Genomic DNA, 16549 nt, shown 5'->3' with positions numbered 1-16549 from the left:
TTTCTAGGATTGTTTCTTATTTTCCAAATATTTTATATACTCAAGGACTTTAGGAATATTTATCTTCATTGGACATACTTCTTTGCAATTACCAGAATGAGTGCAGTAAGTAGCTGGTTTCCCATCGCCATAAATAATATAAGACCACATAGCCCCCATAGGTCCAGTATAAGGAGCATCTCCCCACATTCCATCTAAAACCCTATAAACTGGGCAATGAAGATGGCATCTCCCACATCTAATACAGAGAAGTGCTTCCCTAAGTATTTCATCTTTACTAGCTTTTATTCTTCCATTATCAACTAAAATCAGGTGAAATTCTTTAGGACCATGAGCTGGAGAAACTCTTTTCATTTCAATATCTCCGGTAGACGAAGGACCAGAAGTTACGTTAATGTAGGTTGGAGGATATAAACCAGCATAAGCTGCTTGAACTAAAGCCTCATTTAGTGCATCTTCTAATGTTGGAACGATCTTTTCAACTCCCACAATTGCAATATGTACGGGAGGTACAACAGTACTCATCCTAATGTTTCCCTCATTTTCAACTAAGACAATTGAACCTACATCAGCAGCAACGGCATTTGCTCCAGTTATTCCTACATTAGCTGAAAGAAATTTATTTCTTAGAAATTCCCTTACTTTTTGGACTAATTCTTCATGAGTTGAGTTTTCAGAAACGTCAAAACCCAATTTTTCCTTTAAAAGTTTAGCAACTCTTTCCTTCGTCATATGAATTGCTGGGGCAATTATATGTGAAGGAGGTTCATCAGCTAATTGTATTAAAAACTCTCCTAAGTCAGTTTCCCAAACTTCATTACCTAATTGGGCTAAATACTTTCTAATTCCTAGTTCATAAGCAACCATTGATTTACCAAAAACTACAATTTTCCCTTTACCTACAATTTTTCCTACCAATTCCCTTGCCTCACTAGGATCCTTTACAAAATAAGCATTTCCACCAGTTCTTTTTACTGACTCTAGTGTCTGTTCAATATATTCCTCTAAATTAGAAAGTATCTTCAATTTCGCTTCTCTTAATTTTTTAGCTAATTCTAGAATATATTGATGCTCTTTTAGTATCTTAGATACTCTGGGAACATTATTATTTATTGTTCTCTGAATTGCAATATCCCACTCTTGGTTCATTCAATCACCTCAGTCAAATCCTTTATGTTTTCATGATGTTTAGAAAGATTAGCATAGCACATTGGACAAACTACTAAAATGTTGTTACTCAATTTAGTTAGCTGTTGTACTCTAGCTTTTGCAATCTTATCACTTAACTCTGGATTAATTGGCTTAATCGGAGAACCGCAACAGAATGCTGTATCATTTCCAGTAACCAACTCATCTTCTATTGTCTTTATTCCGCTTTTTTCGATGATCTCTCTATATTTATCTCTCAGATTTAAGAACCTTGAGTATAAGCAAGAGTCATGAACAACAAAAGTAATATCACTTATTGCTTTGGCATCTTTGATTAATTCAAGATAATTTACTACCTCAATATCCATCTTATCAATAAATTCTTGGTACCTTGTAAGAGCATTATGAGTATGAGGATCCACGGTAATAATTCTTTTTATTCCTTTCTCTTTAAAGAATTTGTATACGGATTTCGCATAAGCAGAAAACTCATCTAAAAAACCTAATTCTAGAAGAATAGCTCCACTATAAGGTTCTTCTTCATAAAGATAACCAAATTCTATTCCATTTCTTTTTAAAAGTTGTACTATTCTATTTAGTATTTTATACGCTCTATCTAGTTCCTCCTTCTTAGGTTTTATGTATTTTCCTAAAAACGAGAAAGCTGATAGTTTTTCAGCATAAGGAATGAATTTTGAGTAAATTTCACTTAAAGATGCTGTCTGATACATGCAAGAAGTATATAAAATTGTTGAACTTTGTTTAGGAATATCCTTTGCCCATGAAGAACAAATATGTTTGTCAATAGGATAAGGGAAACCGTATTTTTGGAGGTTCTCGTAAATTAATTTTCCTAACATACGTTAATTACCAGTTGCAAGATAAAATAGTTTTATTTAAAATCGTTAAGTAATTAGAAAGAGATTTAAGTTTGAAGATTTATACTTTCAGTGAAAATATTAAGGAAAAAATAAATATACTATTAGAGAAATGTTAGCTAAGAAGGGAATTATCTTAGCTTATTCTCCGATTGAAATAGTAATTTTGGAAAAACCAAAAATATGAAGTTAAGAAAGGTTAGATTTGTAGAAGTGAAAAAATAGAGCTATTGAAAGGATAAGAAGTGCAAGGGGTACTATAGGCTAATTAATAAGTTTAGAATAAATGCAGATGAAGTTTTAGCTTCTAATAAGTTGATGAAATTAGCTTAAGAAATTGTAAAGAGCTACTTCTAATCACTCTGTAAGCTAACTTTTATGTTTTTAACGTTAATAGGACCCTCACCTAAGTTTAATACTTGTATTAATATCCAAGTTTCGAGAGTAACTGGATCCAAACTCTGCAAATTCTCATTGGCATTAATTAACACTCTAACTTTCCCTATTTCGTATATAATCCTATTTCCTTCAATGTATAGATTTCCATTTCTTCCTTTAATGAGATTTCCTTTTGCCTCTATTTTATCTGCTAAGAACATAGAAAACTTTTCAGCATAAACGTCAAATGAACCATATAATTTGTTAATAACGCACCGGTAAAATCTTTCTTTTTCCTTTTTGCTAAAAGTGTCTAAGAGTAGTGAAAGAATCTTTTTTGATGTATTAATCTTTTCGCTCATAAGATTTCTAACTATAAGAAAAAATTAAATTTTAACTACTAAGCCATTAGTGTAAAAATATATTAATCTGGGATAAGTAGATATATCTATGAAAAGACTACTTAAATGGTACGCAATATATAAAATTCTAGTATGGTTCTTAAAGAGGAGGAAGAGGTGAGATAAATGTCCTTTATGTATTATTTAGGAAAAGAAATTCAGAAAAGAAGTGAAGAATTAAGCAGAGGATTTTATGAGTTAGTTTATCCTCCAGTGGATATGTATGAAGAAGGAGGATATTTAGTTGTTATTGCTGATCTTGCAGGTTTTCCAAAAGAGAAAATTAAGGCTAGAATAAGTGGGCAAAACGAATTGATTATTGAAGCTGAGAGGGAAATTTCTGAGCCTGGTGTAAAGTACTTAACTCAAAGACCTAAATACGTTAGAAAAGTCATTAGATTACCTTACAATGTAGCTAAAGATGTTGAGATTACTGGAAAATATGAGAATGGAATTTTGACAATTAGAATTCCTATAGCTGGGACTACAGCAATAAAGATTGAATAAGTTCTTTTTGTTATATTCTACTTATTGTTAAGGCAAACATTCCTATTAGGATTGATACTATAGCGTCATGTGAAAATAAGTAATATATAATTGCAAGGATTACAATAAGAGAGCCAATAATACTTCCTCTATTTTCACTTTTCTTATTAGGAACTATTGGTTTCTCTAATAAAGATAATCTAAATTTTTTTATTGCTGATTGCAAAGTATTTCTCATATCATCAAACATAGCGCTCCATTGTAAGCCTTCTTCCTCAATCAGTTTTTGAAGATTTACAAAGAAATTAAATTCTGGATCAATTTGAGTACAAGTACCTCCAAGTACAGAAGTCATTCTTATGTATATTGCTAACTTTTCTGGTATTTTTAACGGGAATCGATAAAATACTTCATTTGCCGCATTAAGGAAAGTTTCAACTTCTAGCGTTTCTGCACTAACTCCCTCAAAAGTCTTCAAGAAAAGTTCTATTCCTTTTGCCAAAATTTCTCTGTCTGCTTCAGGCTGAATAGCTCCTAACTCTTCTAGAACCTTAACCAAACCTATTGCATCAAGCCTAATTAAAGCTGCATAAGCCCTTAGTAATCTATTTCTTGTCTCCTTATCCATTCTTCCTATCATTCCAAAATCATAAAGAATTAAATTACCTTTCTCATCAACAGCTAAATTCCCTGGATGGGGATCAGCATGAAAATATTCTTTTGTTAAAAGGAGTATCATAAACGTTCTGAACACTTTATAAGCTAAATAGTTTGGTGGGACTATCTTTTTTGCCTCTTCTGAAGTTATCTTATATCCCTTTAAGTATTCCATAATTAAGACTCTTTTAGTTGCATAATATGGTTCAGGAAGCCTAACGTCCGGAAACTCCTCTAATTCTTCCCTTAGTTTTCTCATGTAAAACTCTTCCTTTGTGAAGTCCATTTCTTCAAATATTCTTTTACTAAAGTCATTTACAATCGCTTTTAGGCTCTCATAAAATGATTCATCAAAAAGGTATCTCGTTAGAGGTAGTAACGATTGTATAACTTTAATATCTCTTTCAGCTATTTCTCTTATTCTAGGCCTATTTACTTTTATTACTACTGTTTTTCCAGTTTTCTTCTCTTTAGCTAAATATACTTGACCTATACTCGCTGACGATATTGGAGTTGTGTTAACTTCATATTCATCAAATTTCTCTTTTAAATCCTCCCTCAGTATAGGTTCTACTTCCTCCCATGGTGCAGGAGGAACCTCATCTTGCAATTTAGACAACTCTTTTAAGTATGGTTCTGGCAAAACATCGGAATGAACAGATAATACTTGTCCTAATTTTATGAATGCCGGTCCTAAAGAAAGTATTGCATTCAATAGTTTTTTAGCCTCTTTTCTCATCTCCTCTTCATCGACTTTTTCTCCCTTAAGCTCTCTTTGCCTAAATTCTCTAAGTTTAAGAACTCTAGGTGCAAGTTTAATTATAACTTGAATTTCCCTAAGCATAAAAGAAATATTGCCTTTTATACTATAAGTTTAGGTCTTATCTTGAATTTTCTATAAAGTAAGATCAATAATGAAGGAGCTAAGTATCCCCATAATACAGTTGTTTCCAATATGGCGGCAACAGCAAATGCAAATCCTAATTCTTGTAGTATTGAAGCTTTAACAAGCATTAAGGAACCTAAAGTTCCAGCAAATATTAAGCCTAAGAATGCGATAGTAACTCTTAAATTACTGACAGCAGTTTCTACGGCCTCCTCCATATTAGATCCTTTTTCTAACTCTTCGTGAACCCTAGCAACGAGAAATATGTTGTAATCCATTCCTATGCCAATAATTATCGAGACTAGAAATATTGGTACTACAGCAAATATTGAGTAACCTAAGGTTGACGTGAATATTAATCTCTCTAAAGCTAATGTTATAGCAACAGCAGATAATATTATGTATATAATTACTCCAGATACTGCTAATGATCTTGTCATTATATACAATAAAATAAACATAGTTATTGAAATTTCTGCAACAATTATAAAGAAATTAGTTCTTACAAAATTATATATATTGAATGCATCAACTGGTCCTCCCCCTACATAGCCATTCTTAATTTCTTTCTCTATCTGTTGTACAATTTGGAATGCTTGATTTGAAAACGGCTGATACTTTTGATTAACTACGAATAACATATAGCCATGAGAGAAATATTGAGTATAATTGTAAGCTGATAACTGGCTGGAATTTATAAGTCCTCCATAAGGTGATACTGGAGAATCAACAGCTGTCACACCTGGTATAGCTGATAGTTCCTTGTAAATTTGTACGGCATAATTATAGGCTGTTTGGTTAAATGTTCCATTGTATGGAATTACCACATATATTGGGAAAATGTTTGCTGACTTAAATTGAGTACTTAGAATAGTAACTCCCTGAGTAGCTTGAGATGGAGGTAATAACGCTAAGACGTTTAAAGTTAATGGAGTAAATGATGCAATGAAAACTGAAATAATAACTATTGCAGAGATAACTCCAACATATAAAGCTGGTCTTTTGATTTTAACTTTCTTTACTTCAGATTTGTTAAACTTTCTTGGGAAGAATAATTTGTCTCCAGCTCCTCTTAATATTGCTGGGAATAACGTAATTGCTGATAACCAAACTATCACTACTGCAAGCATATCTGAGATTGCAGTATCAGAAAAGAACGGAATTCTATAGATGTAAATAAACAAGAAAGATAGCATAACAATTAATGCAGTAATAGTTACAGCCCTTCCACCCCATTTTACAGCTTCATGTACAGCCTCTTCCTTGTTTTTGCCTTTTCTTCTCTCTTCAATATATCTGCTTGCAATAAAAACTACATAATCCGTACCTAAACCTAAAGCTAACAGAAGAACTTCGCTTGGTGTTAAGAAGTTTACGGTTATATTCAAAATTTTAATAACAATTAACCAGAGAAATACTGAAGCTACTAAATAGGCTGATATATAGATTGTTAATGGTATAAATGCTGTTACGAAGGATCTGAAGTAAATTCCAGCTAATATTATTGCAAGAATTATACCAACTGGAATTGCTATTGAATAGGCCTCTGATGCGATTTTCTTTAATTGATAGTTAATAGGCTCTCCTCCAGTTAAATAAGTCTTTACATTTAATTTTTGTTGAATATAATTTTGGAAATTCTCTGCCTCTTTATATGTAAAATTACCTTTCATAAAGATAAGGAACATGTTAGAGGTATACAAGTTATCAGTAATATTTTGTATTGGTTCAATCGGGAAATTATTGTCTTTTAAAAGATCATAGATTGTAAAATTATTCGCTAAAACGTTTATTAAATCAGTTTTATTTACAGTGAGTATAGGAGAGAAATTAGCATAATTTACTATCAATTCTATGGCTAAATTCCTAATGCTGATATTAGTTTGTAACATAAATGCAAGTTTGGTAGTAGTTAAGTTACTTTTCTGCAATAGTTGAGATAATTTAGTTAGATGTGATGAGAATAGATATGCAGTTAAGTTGCTTACGTTATCATATTTTAAAAGGTTTATAAACAACCAAGAAGGTAGGTTTGTTTTATTGGAAGCTACGCTAGAGAGATAATTGATGTAATTTTCTGTAGTATTAAAACTTAGAATATTTGAAACTAGTTCCTTACTTACGTTATAATGTGAGGCTATGTAATTTATTGCAAAAACCTCTGGGTTTAACGTTAGGTTCGAATAAACACATTGAACAAATTCTTTCTCTACCGTAGAGTTTGTTTTATTAAGAATTTCATTAAGAGCTAATTCCTTAAAGTTCGTTGAATTGTATACTTCTTCTAAGAACGCTGAAGGTAAGCCAGTTTTTTCTGAGTATAATGAAATTAACACAGAAAATGGCTTTTGTGTAAGTAACTCTTCTCCTAATTCAATAGGAACATCATAGGTTATATTAAAGTATTTTACTGTAGTCTCTTCTATGACTGTTACGTTGTTGAAGTTTGTTATATTTATATAATGTAAAGTAAATGCAACAAATTCGAATTGAGTAACGTTAAAGAAATGCTCAGATGCATTATAAATTGACTCATCTGCAACTTCATAAATATTAAGGGGTGTTATTTCACTATTGTTCCAATAATGGTAGAATAAAGTAAAGTAATCTTTTTCTTCTTGATTCGGCAATTGTGAATATATTTTCTCATAAGCAATTTCATTAGATAATAAAACATTGTGAGTTTGATTATATGCTACTTTCCATACTTGTAAGAATGCTGATACTGGGATGAATAAGAATCTGGATAGATTATATATGGTTTCATTTGTTTGAATTTCCCCTTCATGAATCTTTATGAATGTCGAATAATTCTCTACTAGACTGTTATGTAGTTCATGGATTTTAAGTGCAGTAGAGTTTAAAGTATTACTTATATTTATGAACTCATTCTCTACTTTAATTGTCCCATTATGTAGTTGTTCAAGTTTAGCTATTTCTGATGTTAGATTCTGGTATTCATTTTGTAATTTTAGACTTGTATTTTCTTCATTTTTGCTGATATTAAGTAAAGCTGATGTTAAGTTCTCTACTTTTGGCCCAATATTTACTAAGGTCTGATTTAATATACTTTTCTCTATAGTATAAAAGTTATATAAAGAAATATTTCCATAAGAGGTTAAGTTAGCTAAAAAAGTCGAATATTTACTTACGTTTCCCTCTATAACAAGAACTCCATTTGACCCTGAAGCTCCAAGAAGTTTAAAATAGCTTCCAACTATATGTTCTGCTTTTGCTGATGTACTTCCTGGTACAGATATTGTAACTTGATAACTAACTGATTTCAAGAAAAGAGATGAAAGAGGTGCAGATAGGATTATCAAAACAATCCATATTGCTATAACTACGTACCATCTTTTCACAATAAAATTAGCGAGACCATTAAACATAATTAAAAAGATATATCTATTGTTTATAAGGCTAATTCATTTAAACTAGTAAGCAAGAACTTTATTATGCCATTCGAAAATATAAAGGATCTTTATGAAGAATATAAAAAGATCTGGAGCTTAAACTATGCTTTAAGTCTAATGGGTTGGGATAGAGAAACGTATATGCCTCCTGCTGATGCTAGTATAAGAGGTGAGGTTATTGGAACGTTTAGTGAATTAATCAAGGATCAATACTTAAAGCTTTACAATCTAGTTCAAAAATATGAAGGTAAGGAAAATCTTTCTGATGAGGAAAAAGGATTTATACGTGTATTAAATCGAGAAATAAAATATTATGTAAAAGTACCTATAGAAATCATAAAGGAACTAGATAAAGTTACTTCAGAAGCTTTGATCGTGTGGAGGCAGGCTAAAAAATCCTCTGATTTTTCTAAGTTTAAACCATATTTAGAGAGAATTGTTGATTTAGAGAGAAAGGTTGCAGAGTATTTAGGTTACGAGAAACATCCTTATAATGCACTTTTAGATTTATATGAAGAAGGTTTTACTGTTGATGATGGAGATTCTATCTTTAATGTATTATTACCAAACTTAAAGGATATATACACAAAGGTGAGAGAAAAGAATTATTTTCCAGAAACTCACCCACTTGAAGAAGTTGAATATGATGTTAAGGACATGGAAAAAATAAACAACGAGATTATTCGAATTTTAAGGATGCCAGAGGATTCCTTTAGATTAGATATTTCAGCACATCCATTCACTATTAGAATTTCTGGAAACGATGTTAGAATAACCACAAGATATGAGGGGAAAGACTTCAAGGAAACTATATACTCAGTTATTCATGAAAGCGGTCACGCTACATATGAGTTACTAATAGATAAAAATTTGGAAATGACACCATTAGCTCAGGGAGCATCCACTGGAATTCATGAATCTCAATCAAGATTTTGGGAAAATATAATAGGAAGAAGTAAGGAATTCATACATGTCATTTATCCTATACTTATAAAATATTTAGATTTCGTGAAAAGATATAATGAAGAGGAAATCTACAAATATGTTAATACTATTAAGCCAAGTCTAATAAGGGTTGACGCTGATGAAGTTACCTATAACTTTCATATTGCTTTAAGGTATGAAATAGAGAAGAAATTATTGTCTGATGAAATAAAAGTTGGAGAATTACCTGAAATATGGAATGAGTTTATGGATAAATATTTGGGAATAAGACCCAAAAATGACAGTGAAGGAGTTTTACAAGATATTCATTGGTCGCAAGGGTCTATTGGTTACTTCCCCACTTACACTTTAGGTAATGTCGTTGCTGGGATGATATACTCAAGTTATAAAGACTTAAAGGAGAATGTTAGAAATGCTGACTTCGATAACGTGAAAACATGGCTTAAGGAGAAACTATGTAAATATGGTGCTATATATTCTCCAAAGGATTTGCTTAGGAAAGCATTTGGGAAGAGTTATGATCCATATGATCTTATAAAATACTTAAAAGAAAAATACTTAAATGTTTAATTTTCAAAAATAGAGTAAGATTTATAAAAATCATGTTTTTTGAAAAATTAATAATAACGATTCTTACTTATGCTCAAGCTTATAAGGCATATAAAATAGCTTAACATGTGAGAAGTTTACAATTACTTTACATTTCTATAGTACTTCTTTTATTAGGTTTAATAATTGCATACATTTCGATTGAATCAGAAAGAATTGATCTTATATCTTATAATGTAAGCAAAATTGCAACTCCTCCTTCCGATTGGCAAAATTATTACTGGTCAGTTTTAGTTTATGGCCCACCAAACGCTACAATTATAACGTTTAACAACGAACCAATACATCTACATAATGTATCTACTTATTATTTCAATCAAACTACAAACTACGTATATATAATTTCTGGTTATGTGCAACCTTATGCTTACCTTTCTCCTTTTTCACTATTTTTGATTTTAACCGGAACATTCATTGGATTTAAAGGTACTACTCTTTTCTTTCAATCACGCATACTTGGAGAAGAGTTGACTAAAGGATATGCTGTAGGTGGATCTCTATATAGATACTCATTAAAAAGATTTTCAAGCTTCATTATTTCAATGAGTCTTATTATAGCTGTAATAATTGTTCTTGAGTATCTTCATGGCAGAGGTTTATTCAAAACTATTGAGGGAATATTAACATTTAATCTAGGTATTAGCTCTTATTTTGGTATTTCAGTTACTAGTTTAGTCTTAACAGCCCTTTCTTATACTTCTTTATTGCTAGGTATTTCATTTGCGTTAACAGTTTACCTAAGTGCTTTTCTATCAATATATGGAATTACTAATAAGACATTAAGATCTATAATAGATAAATGGAAATATATAGGGACAGCCTTAGCTTCATGGGTTTTATCAATTATTATAATTTATCTCTTTCATTTCTTCTTTAACATATTTCCATATGGTGTTCCAAAAAGTAACTTATTCTCTTATCTCTTTATGCCACTTATATCGTTATTCTTTCCTTATATAGGGATTTTTACAAATAGACTACTAATTAACGTTAAGAATTTACCTCCAAATTATAAGGGATTAAAGGAGAATATCCTTATCTATAGGCATTTATTGGGGAATGTTACCGTTGTAATGTTGACTTCTATTTCCTCAGCGTTTATTGAAATGCTTTTAGCTGAAATGCTCGTTGAAGGCATTTTCTTATGGCCTGGATTAGGTGAACTAGCTAAAATAGCTGTTCAACATGGTGATTATAAGGTAATAGAAGGAATTATGATACTTTATTCTACAATAGCTTTACTTTCAAATCTTCTCACAGATATAATATATGGCATCTTAGATCCTAGGGTGACAAGATGATGATAAGACTTTATATTATTTTAAGTTTATTTTTCTTTCTAATTTTTACGAGTATTTTCTTGGAATTTTATCAATTACCAAAAGGAAAACCTTTAACTCCTCCAAACTTAGCTTATCCTCTAGGAACTTACATTGATGGGAGAAATATGATAAACGTTAATGCGGTAGCAATAATTAATACTCTACTGTTCGGAAGCATAGTAGGGTTAATAGAAACTTTAATTTCAGTTACCTATGGTATAACTGCAGGAATATTAGGAGGGAAAATTAGAACATTAATGGTTAGAATTTCCGATTCAATAAACTCAATTCCAAGATTACCATTTCTCCTTTCTATTGCTTTATTTTATGGTATTCCAACTGGAGTTTCGTTAAAAGCCAATTTCTTTATAACTGCAATAATTGTTGCTTTAACTGGTTGGCCACTTTATGCTAGGCAAATAGCTGAAACGATTTACACAAGGTCTATAGGTTCCTCTTTAAGAGTAATGATTAGAAAAGTTCCTTTAAAATTGGGCTTTATTGTTTTAGGTAAGAAGCAAGTTTTTCAGTTAGTTATTCCTTCAGCTATTGACGGAATATCAACTTATACAGCTATGGGAGTTATTGGAGGTGTTGGAGATCCAAATTATCCTACTTTAACTACTTTATTAAATACAGCATCACATCTAATTCCAGATTGGTGGTTGTTTTTAATTCCTGCAATATTTAGAGGAATTTTGCTTATTCTTCTTCAATTATTAGCAGATGAAATGAGGAGAATTTAAATGACTCTAAAATACGAATGCCTTACCGTAGAAGGTAAATTAAATTGTTTCACACTAGAGATAAAGGAAGATACTGGAATATTAGGACAAAGAGATAGTGGTAAAGAAGAAGTAATCAACGCTACTTTTAAGTTAACAAAAGCTTCTGGCAAAATCCTGCTCGATGATGTAGATATAATGAGTAAGGGTGACAAATTGTATTGGGAAAAATTGTCAGTAGTATTTTATGATCCAATGAAATTATTTAATCCAATTTACGATATAGCTTCTCACTTTATTGAAATCGGAATCAGTCATGATATGGAAAATGAGGAATTAATACTTGAAACAGCAAAGGAAGTATTTAAAGTATTAAATATAAGGGAAGAAATCCTTTACAGTTATCCTCATCAACTAAGGTCATTGGAATTAAAGAAAGTTGCTTTGGCTTTAGCCTCATTCCTAGAGCCAGAATACTTATTTATAGACGATATTGAATATAACTTGAATGAGATAGAGATAGGACTCCTTGTTAATAGTATAATAGATTTGAAAGAAACTTTTGATATAAATCTAATTGTTTTTGATAATGATCCTGCAGTTATTTCAAGATTAGCAGATTATATTGCAGTGTTATATCGTGGAGAAGTTGTAGAAGAAGGTTATCATGTAATAGAATATCCTTATCATCCTTATACTATTGACTTAATTGAGGGAAATTTAAAGGAGGAGAACCTTGTAGGAGAAGGTTGCATTTATAGTAAAAATTGTAAATATTCTACTTATAAGTGCAGACTCACAAAACCAAAAATGGTTAATCTTGGAGAGAGGTATGTAAAATGTCTAGGTTACCCTTGGTAATTTCTAATCTTCATGGTAATTATATTTCTAATATAGACTTAGAGATAAACAAGATAAGTTGCATAGTAGGAAATTCTGGGAAGGATAAGGATGAAATAGAGGAACTTATATTAAGGAAAATAAACTGTAGATATATTAGGATTATCCCTAAATATAGAATAAACGTTCCTCTCTCAGTATCAGAGGTTCTAAGTTTATATGAGAAAAAGTTTGGCAAAAGAAATGAGTTTATCTTGAATTTTCTTGGTTTAGATAAAAAAAGAAAAGTTACTGATTTAACTGAATTTGAAAAATTTAAGCTTGAATTATCACAAGTTGCATTTGGTAAGACAAAGTTACTTCTAGTTGAAAATTTCATGGAAACGTTTGAGGAACAGCTTAAAAGTCAAGCTATAAAATTAATAATTAAAACAGCTAATTTGTTAGATTTTGCAGTACTTTTCTTCTTTAGTAATATGGAATTTATTGATGTATGTGAGAGGGTTTATGTCATTTATGGAGGGAAGTTATTAGAATATTCAATTAAAAGTAAAGAATTTTATCATCCATACTCTATGACTTTGAAAAAATCAATTCTTTCTATTGGGAAAAATAATGAAAGAGTTGAGGTAAGTTATGTTGGAGAACCTTCATTAAGAGGCTGTCCTTTTCATGACTATTGTGAATTTGTAAAAAAAGATAGGAAACTATTTAGGATATGCGTTTCTTTGTTTCCTCCAAGGGCAATTATAAATCAAAATGAGGTTTTTTGCTGGTTATATTCGCCTAGAAAATGATTTTAAATATTCAGCTAGTTTTTTATAATTAGGATTGTTACACCTATTAACTAATCTTATAACTCCGAAACTTCCTCTTATCTCTGGTTCAAAAGAATCTTTTCTTGCAAATATAACTCCAGCATAATGTATATTTCCAGCTAACATTTCTCTTACTATATCTTCAGTTGGTGGGAAAGGAGTTGCTATAAATGCTATTCCTTCGCACCAATTTATTGTTGGTATCGAAGTTCCTCCTAATGCTCTAGTTTGCATTAGAACTTCAGATATTAGATCTTCAAAAGAAAATTCGATTATCTCATGGACTATAATTTTTTTATAAGGCTCGTAAACTATTTCTATTGAGCTCATAATTTTAGTATACTAAAAAGGATATAAATAGTTGCAACTAACGCAATGCAGATATTGACTATTCTACTTATATCCTTCTTTAAGTTTAAATAGGAAAGTGAAAAACCAACTAGAAAGATTGCTAATGAAGAAATTACTACAAAGGTAAAGACATAAAGAGAGCCTAATAGTAAGCCTACCTCAGAAGCTAATATAGCAACCACGATTTTTGATGGAGTAATTGCAAAAGCACCTTGCAATATCCCAGAACCAAAACTCTTAGATACATTAAGTTCGATCTCTTTACCAATGATTTCTGAGTAAAGAAGGATTAATGCAAAAGCTAGTCCTATTAGATCTCCTACAATTTCCAAGAAAGGAAAAAAAGAGAGAATTAAGACTAATGGAATGGCTATAATAGCGAAACCTATACCATGAGATAATCCAAACATAGCATATTCCTTTTTACTTTTCATTAATCTCATAGTGACTATATGATCTGGCTCAAGAGCATGAGAGAGGGCTAACGCGATTATTATAAGAAATATTATTACTGGCATATGCATCTTGTTGATTAAACCATTAAATTTCTGAGTGAGAAAAAGTACTTTTAATGCTACTACCACGAATCTTTAATGACAAAAATAACATCTATTTTAAAAAATTTTAAAAAGTAATAATTAAAGCTTAAATTTGACACCTAACTATTAAGTTTTGCAATGACTGAGAGTAGGAATAATTTAATTCTAGCTTCAATTATACTCGTCTTAATGACAGTATCAGCAAGATCTGTAAACAATATGGTAACAACTACAGTGCCTTTACTCGGAAAATATGTGCTCTCTTTACCGGATTCGATAGTAGGATTATTGTCTACTGTAATGTTTGCATTTACTTTTATTTCGACATCTTTTCTAAATCCTAGATTAAATGCTCAATTTAGAAGAAAGATCTTCATAGCTTCAAATATGATCATTGCTATCTCATTAATATTGTTCGCCTATTCAACCGTACTTACTATTTGGATAATCTCAGCTGTTGCTGGGTTAATCTTTGGTTTTATAATGCCTAATTTAATTACTGCAGCAAGTTTAGCTAAGGATAAAAGATCAGCTGAAAGATTATTATCCTTATATTCAACGAGCTTAAGTTTAAGTTTAATTATTGGTCCTGCATTAGAATCCTATTTACTTACTATGTTCAATTATAGGCAAATATTTCTATGGTTCTTACCATTAGCAATTCTAGGGACTATAGTATCTTTTAATATCAAATTCCCAGAAGTCAAAAGGGAAGAATCTGGTGTTACAGCAATAAAAAATAAAGGACTAATTGCTTCTATTCTATCAATAACTACTTATAATGTTCCCTTTGCTGCCTTTACAACCTTCTTAGCAATTCTAGCTAAAGAGAGATTCGATTTATCTAACTTTGTTGCTTACTCTGTCTTTTTACCATTTTACATTTTGTCTTTCTTAACAAGACTTTCAATGACAATCAGACCATTTACTAACTTGAGAATGCCTTTGCTTATCTCAATACTTATAACAATTGTAGGATTATTAGGAATACTTTATGCTCCATCATATGAATTGTTTTTAGTTGTTATCGCTTTGTTAGGAATACCCCATGGTTCAATATTTCCTATGTCAACTATAATGATAAGTAGGGCTACCAGAATAGAAGAGAGAAACGCCGTCAACTCTTACTTTTTGGCATACAACAATATCTTATTCCTTCTTGTTCCAGCAATTGTAGGTTTTGCAGCGATTTTTATTGGATTAACGTTAGCTATAACTCTTTTAGTAATACCAGTAATGATCTCTACAGTATTGTTCTTTAAAATGTTCTGGAATGATAAAATAATTTTAAGTTAACTTTTAAAAAGTAAATCAATACTCTTTTTTAAAAAGATATTAATATAGAACTAAATATTATAATTATTGAACCAAAAAGTTGTAACGTTGTTAAAAATTGATGAAGAATAATCATTGCGAAAATGATCGTAAAAACTGGCTCCAGTGAAGAAACTACTGAAGCTGTTATAGAGTCAGTTCTCCTCATTCCTCTATAAAAGAAAATATAAGCTAAGAATGTAGCTACTATTCCTAAGTAGATTCCAGTATAGATTGACGAAAATGTTAGATTGGGTGAGAGTAAATAAAAGAAAAATGAAAATGGTAAGCTCCATATAGCTTGTGAGGCTAATATCTCTTTATCACTAAAATCTTTATTTTGCATAAATCTTGAATAAATTATTAATAATCCGTAAGTAAAGCCAGAGGCTAAACCCCATCCAATATCAACTATAGATATTTTAGAAAAATAAATAAAATAAACTCCTATTATAACTAGTAAGGAAGAGAGAATTTTTCTGATAGTGATTTTATCTTTTAGGAAAAATTTAGAGGCAAGTAAAACCCAAAGTGGTGCTGTATATAAAAAAACAGCCGAAAGAGAAGCACCTAAAACATTAACACTATAAACATATGTTTCATAAAAAATTATAGTAACTATTCCCATAATAAATGAAATTCTATTAAGAATTCTTTTAAAGTTATTAAAGATTGTAAAAATGAGAAAAGAAGAAGACAAGCTTCTAAAGAGAATTATCTGAAATACATTGGCACCATGTTCATATCCTATTTGCGTTGCTATTCCTATTGTTCCCCACAGTGCAGAAGCAATGACAAGGTCATAAAATCCCCTTTTAATCATCTAATAAATTTATTA

The 16549-nt window shown here is 30.7% G+C and carries 15 protein-coding genes; 7 read left to right on the top strand and 8 right to left on the bottom strand.

The features are described 5' to 3' along the window. Nucleotides 1-3: 3 nt before the first annotated feature. From ACAM25_RS00475 to ACAM25_RS00465, 3 genes are all read right to left on the bottom strand, one after another. Entirely contained in the window at nucleotides 4-1149 is a 1146-nt protein-coding gene (locus ACAM25_RS00475; protein ID WP_369610400.1) for an LUD domain-containing protein, read from the bottom strand. Beyond that, complete coding sequence (locus ACAM25_RS00470) at nucleotides 1146-2009, bottom strand: heterodisulfide reductase-related iron-sulfur binding cluster (RefSeq protein WP_369610399.1); 864 nt, start codon at nucleotides 2007-2009, stop codon at nucleotides 1146-1148. Before ACAM25_RS00470 ends, ACAM25_RS00475 begins: the two co-directional genes overlap by 4 nt. 371 nt (nucleotides 2010-2380) lie before the next feature. Next, nucleotides 2381-2767: a hypothetical protein gene (locus tag ACAM25_RS00465; RefSeq protein WP_369610398.1), complete on the bottom strand. Its 387-nt coding sequence runs from the start codon at nucleotides 2765-2767 to the stop codon at nucleotides 2381-2383. Between the two features lie 165 nt (nucleotides 2768-2932). Between ACAM25_RS00465 and hsp14 the strand changes: the two genes are divergently transcribed. Continuing rightward, nucleotides 2933-3313, top strand: coding sequence for an archaeal heat shock protein Hsp14 (gene hsp14 / locus ACAM25_RS00460; RefSeq protein WP_369610397.1), 381 nt, complete (start codon nucleotides 2933-2935; stop codon nucleotides 3311-3313). A 10-nt stretch (nucleotides 3314-3323) separates the two neighbouring features. Here the strand turns inward: hsp14 and ACAM25_RS00455 are convergent, their stop codons facing one another. Beyond that, nucleotides 3324-4793, bottom strand: coding sequence for an ABC1 kinase family protein (locus ACAM25_RS00455; protein WP_369610396.1), 1470 nt, complete (start codon nucleotides 4791-4793; stop codon nucleotides 3324-3326). A 17-nt stretch (nucleotides 4794-4810) separates the two neighbouring features. After that, nucleotides 4811-8224, bottom strand: a complete 3414-nt coding sequence (locus ACAM25_RS00450; protein WP_369610395.1) for an MMPL family transporter — start codon at nucleotides 8222-8224, stop codon at nucleotides 4811-4813. A gap of 66 nt (nucleotides 8225-8290) precedes the next feature. Here ACAM25_RS00450 and ACAM25_RS00445 point away from each other — a divergent pair, with 66 nt between their 5' ends. The 5 genes from ACAM25_RS00445 to ACAM25_RS00425 all read left to right on the top strand — a co-directional run bounded on the left by ACAM25_RS00445 (nucleotide 8291) and on the right by ACAM25_RS00425 (nucleotide 13486). After that, nucleotides 8291-9763, top strand: a complete 1473-nt coding sequence (locus ACAM25_RS00445) for a carboxypeptidase M32 (protein ID WP_369610394.1) — start codon at nucleotides 8291-8293, stop codon at nucleotides 9761-9763. A gap of 107 nt (nucleotides 9764-9870) precedes the next feature. Further along, complete coding sequence (locus tag ACAM25_RS00440) at nucleotides 9871-11103, top strand: ABC transporter permease subunit (protein ID WP_369610393.1); 1233 nt, start codon at nucleotides 9871-9873, stop codon at nucleotides 11101-11103. Further along, entirely contained in the window at nucleotides 11103-11870 is a 768-nt protein-coding gene (locus ACAM25_RS00435) for a peptide ABC transporter permease (protein WP_369610392.1), read from the top strand. Before ACAM25_RS00440 ends, ACAM25_RS00435 begins: the two co-directional genes overlap by 1 nt. Next, nucleotides 11871-12710 carry an ATP-binding cassette domain-containing protein gene (locus tag ACAM25_RS00430; RefSeq protein ID WP_369610391.1) on the top strand — a complete coding sequence of 280 codons (840 nt, stop codon included), beginning with the start codon at nucleotides 11871-11873 and terminating at the stop codon, nucleotides 12708-12710. Next, nucleotides 12689-13486, top strand: coding sequence for a hypothetical protein (locus ACAM25_RS00425; RefSeq protein WP_369610390.1), 798 nt, complete (start codon nucleotides 12689-12691; stop codon nucleotides 13484-13486). Before ACAM25_RS00430 ends, ACAM25_RS00425 begins: the two co-directional genes overlap by 22 nt. On the opposite strand, the gene ACAM25_RS00420 is transcribed toward ACAM25_RS00425, so the two are convergent. Further along, nucleotides 13466-13837 carry a hypothetical protein gene (locus ACAM25_RS00420; protein ID WP_369610389.1) on the bottom strand — a complete coding sequence of 124 codons (372 nt, stop codon included), beginning with the start codon at nucleotides 13835-13837 and terminating at the stop codon, nucleotides 13466-13468. The two genes, ACAM25_RS00425 and ACAM25_RS00420, sit on opposite strands and share 21 nt — an antisense overlap. Beyond that, nucleotides 13834-14376 (bottom strand): hypothetical protein, encoded by a 543-nt coding sequence (locus ACAM25_RS00415; protein WP_369610388.1) that lies wholly within the window; start codon nucleotides 14374-14376, stop codon nucleotides 13834-13836. Before ACAM25_RS00415 ends, ACAM25_RS00420 begins: the two co-directional genes overlap by 4 nt. A gap of 159 nt (nucleotides 14377-14535) precedes the next feature. On the opposite strand from ACAM25_RS00415, the gene ACAM25_RS00410 reads away from it, so the two are divergent. Beyond that, nucleotides 14536-15693 carry an MFS transporter gene (locus tag ACAM25_RS00410; RefSeq protein ID WP_369610387.1) on the top strand — a complete coding sequence of 386 codons (1158 nt, stop codon included), beginning with the start codon at nucleotides 14536-14538 and terminating at the stop codon, nucleotides 15691-15693. A gap of 28 nt (nucleotides 15694-15721) precedes the next feature. On the opposite strand, the gene ACAM25_RS00405 is transcribed toward ACAM25_RS00410, so the two are convergent. Next, a complete protein-coding gene (locus ACAM25_RS00405; RefSeq protein WP_369610386.1) occupies nucleotides 15722-16534 on the bottom strand; it encodes a DMT family transporter in 813 nt (270 codons plus the stop codon). Between the last annotated feature and the right edge of the window lie 15 nt (nucleotides 16535-16549).

Origin of the sequence: Sulfurisphaera javensis (genome assembly GCF_041154675.1) — an archaeon.
In the GTDB taxonomy this organism is placed as follows: Archaea; Thermoproteota; Thermoprotei_A; order Sulfolobales; family Sulfolobaceae; genus Sulfurisphaera; species Sulfurisphaera javensis.
Note: the sequence above shows the minus strand (reverse complement) of the source record. Positions and strands in the feature narration are given on the sequence as shown.

Coding starts and splice junctions, on each gene's coding strand:
- ACAM25_RS00475 (WP_369610400.1), bottom strand. CDS start 1,149: ATGAACCAAGAGTGGGATATTGCAATTCAGAGAACAATAAATAATAAT.
- ACAM25_RS00470 (WP_369610399.1), bottom strand. CDS start 2,009: ATGTTAGGAAAATTAATTTACGAGAACCTCCAAAAATACGGTTTCCCT.
- ACAM25_RS00465 (WP_369610398.1), bottom strand. CDS start 2,767: ATGAGCGAAAAGATTAATACATCAAAAAAGATTCTTTCACTACTCTTA.
- hsp14 (WP_369610397.1), top strand. CDS start 2,933: ATGTCCTTTATGTATTATTTAGGAAAAGAAATTCAGAAAAGAAGTGAA.
- ACAM25_RS00455 (WP_369610396.1), bottom strand. CDS start 4,793: ATGCTTAGGGAAATTCAAGTTATAATTAAACTTGCACCTAGAGTTCTT.
- ACAM25_RS00450 (WP_369610395.1), bottom strand. CDS start 8,224: ATGTTTAATGGTCTCGCTAATTTTATTGTGAAAAGATGGTACGTAGTT.
- ACAM25_RS00445 (WP_369610394.1), top strand. CDS start 8,291: ATGCCATTCGAAAATATAAAGGATCTTTATGAAGAATATAAAAAGATC.
- ACAM25_RS00435 (WP_369610392.1), top strand. CDS start 11,103: ATGATAAGACTTTATATTATTTTAAGTTTATTTTTCTTTCTAATTTTT.
- ACAM25_RS00430 (WP_369610391.1), top strand. CDS start 11,871: ATGACTCTAAAATACGAATGCCTTACCGTAGAAGGTAAATTAAATTGT.
- ACAM25_RS00425 (WP_369610390.1), top strand. CDS start 12,689: ATGTCTAGGTTACCCTTGGTAATTTCTAATCTTCATGGTAATTATATT.
- ACAM25_RS00420 (WP_369610389.1), bottom strand. CDS start 13,837: ATGAGCTCAATAGAAATAGTTTACGAGCCTTATAAAAAAATTATAGTC.
- ACAM25_RS00415 (WP_369610388.1), bottom strand. CDS start 14,376: ATGCCAGTAATAATATTTCTTATAATAATCGCGTTAGCCCTCTCTCAT.
- ACAM25_RS00410 (WP_369610387.1), top strand. CDS start 14,536: ATGACTGAGAGTAGGAATAATTTAATTCTAGCTTCAATTATACTCGTC.
- ACAM25_RS00405 (WP_369610386.1), bottom strand. CDS start 16,534: ATGATTAAAAGGGGATTTTATGACCTTGTCATTGCTTCTGCACTGTGG.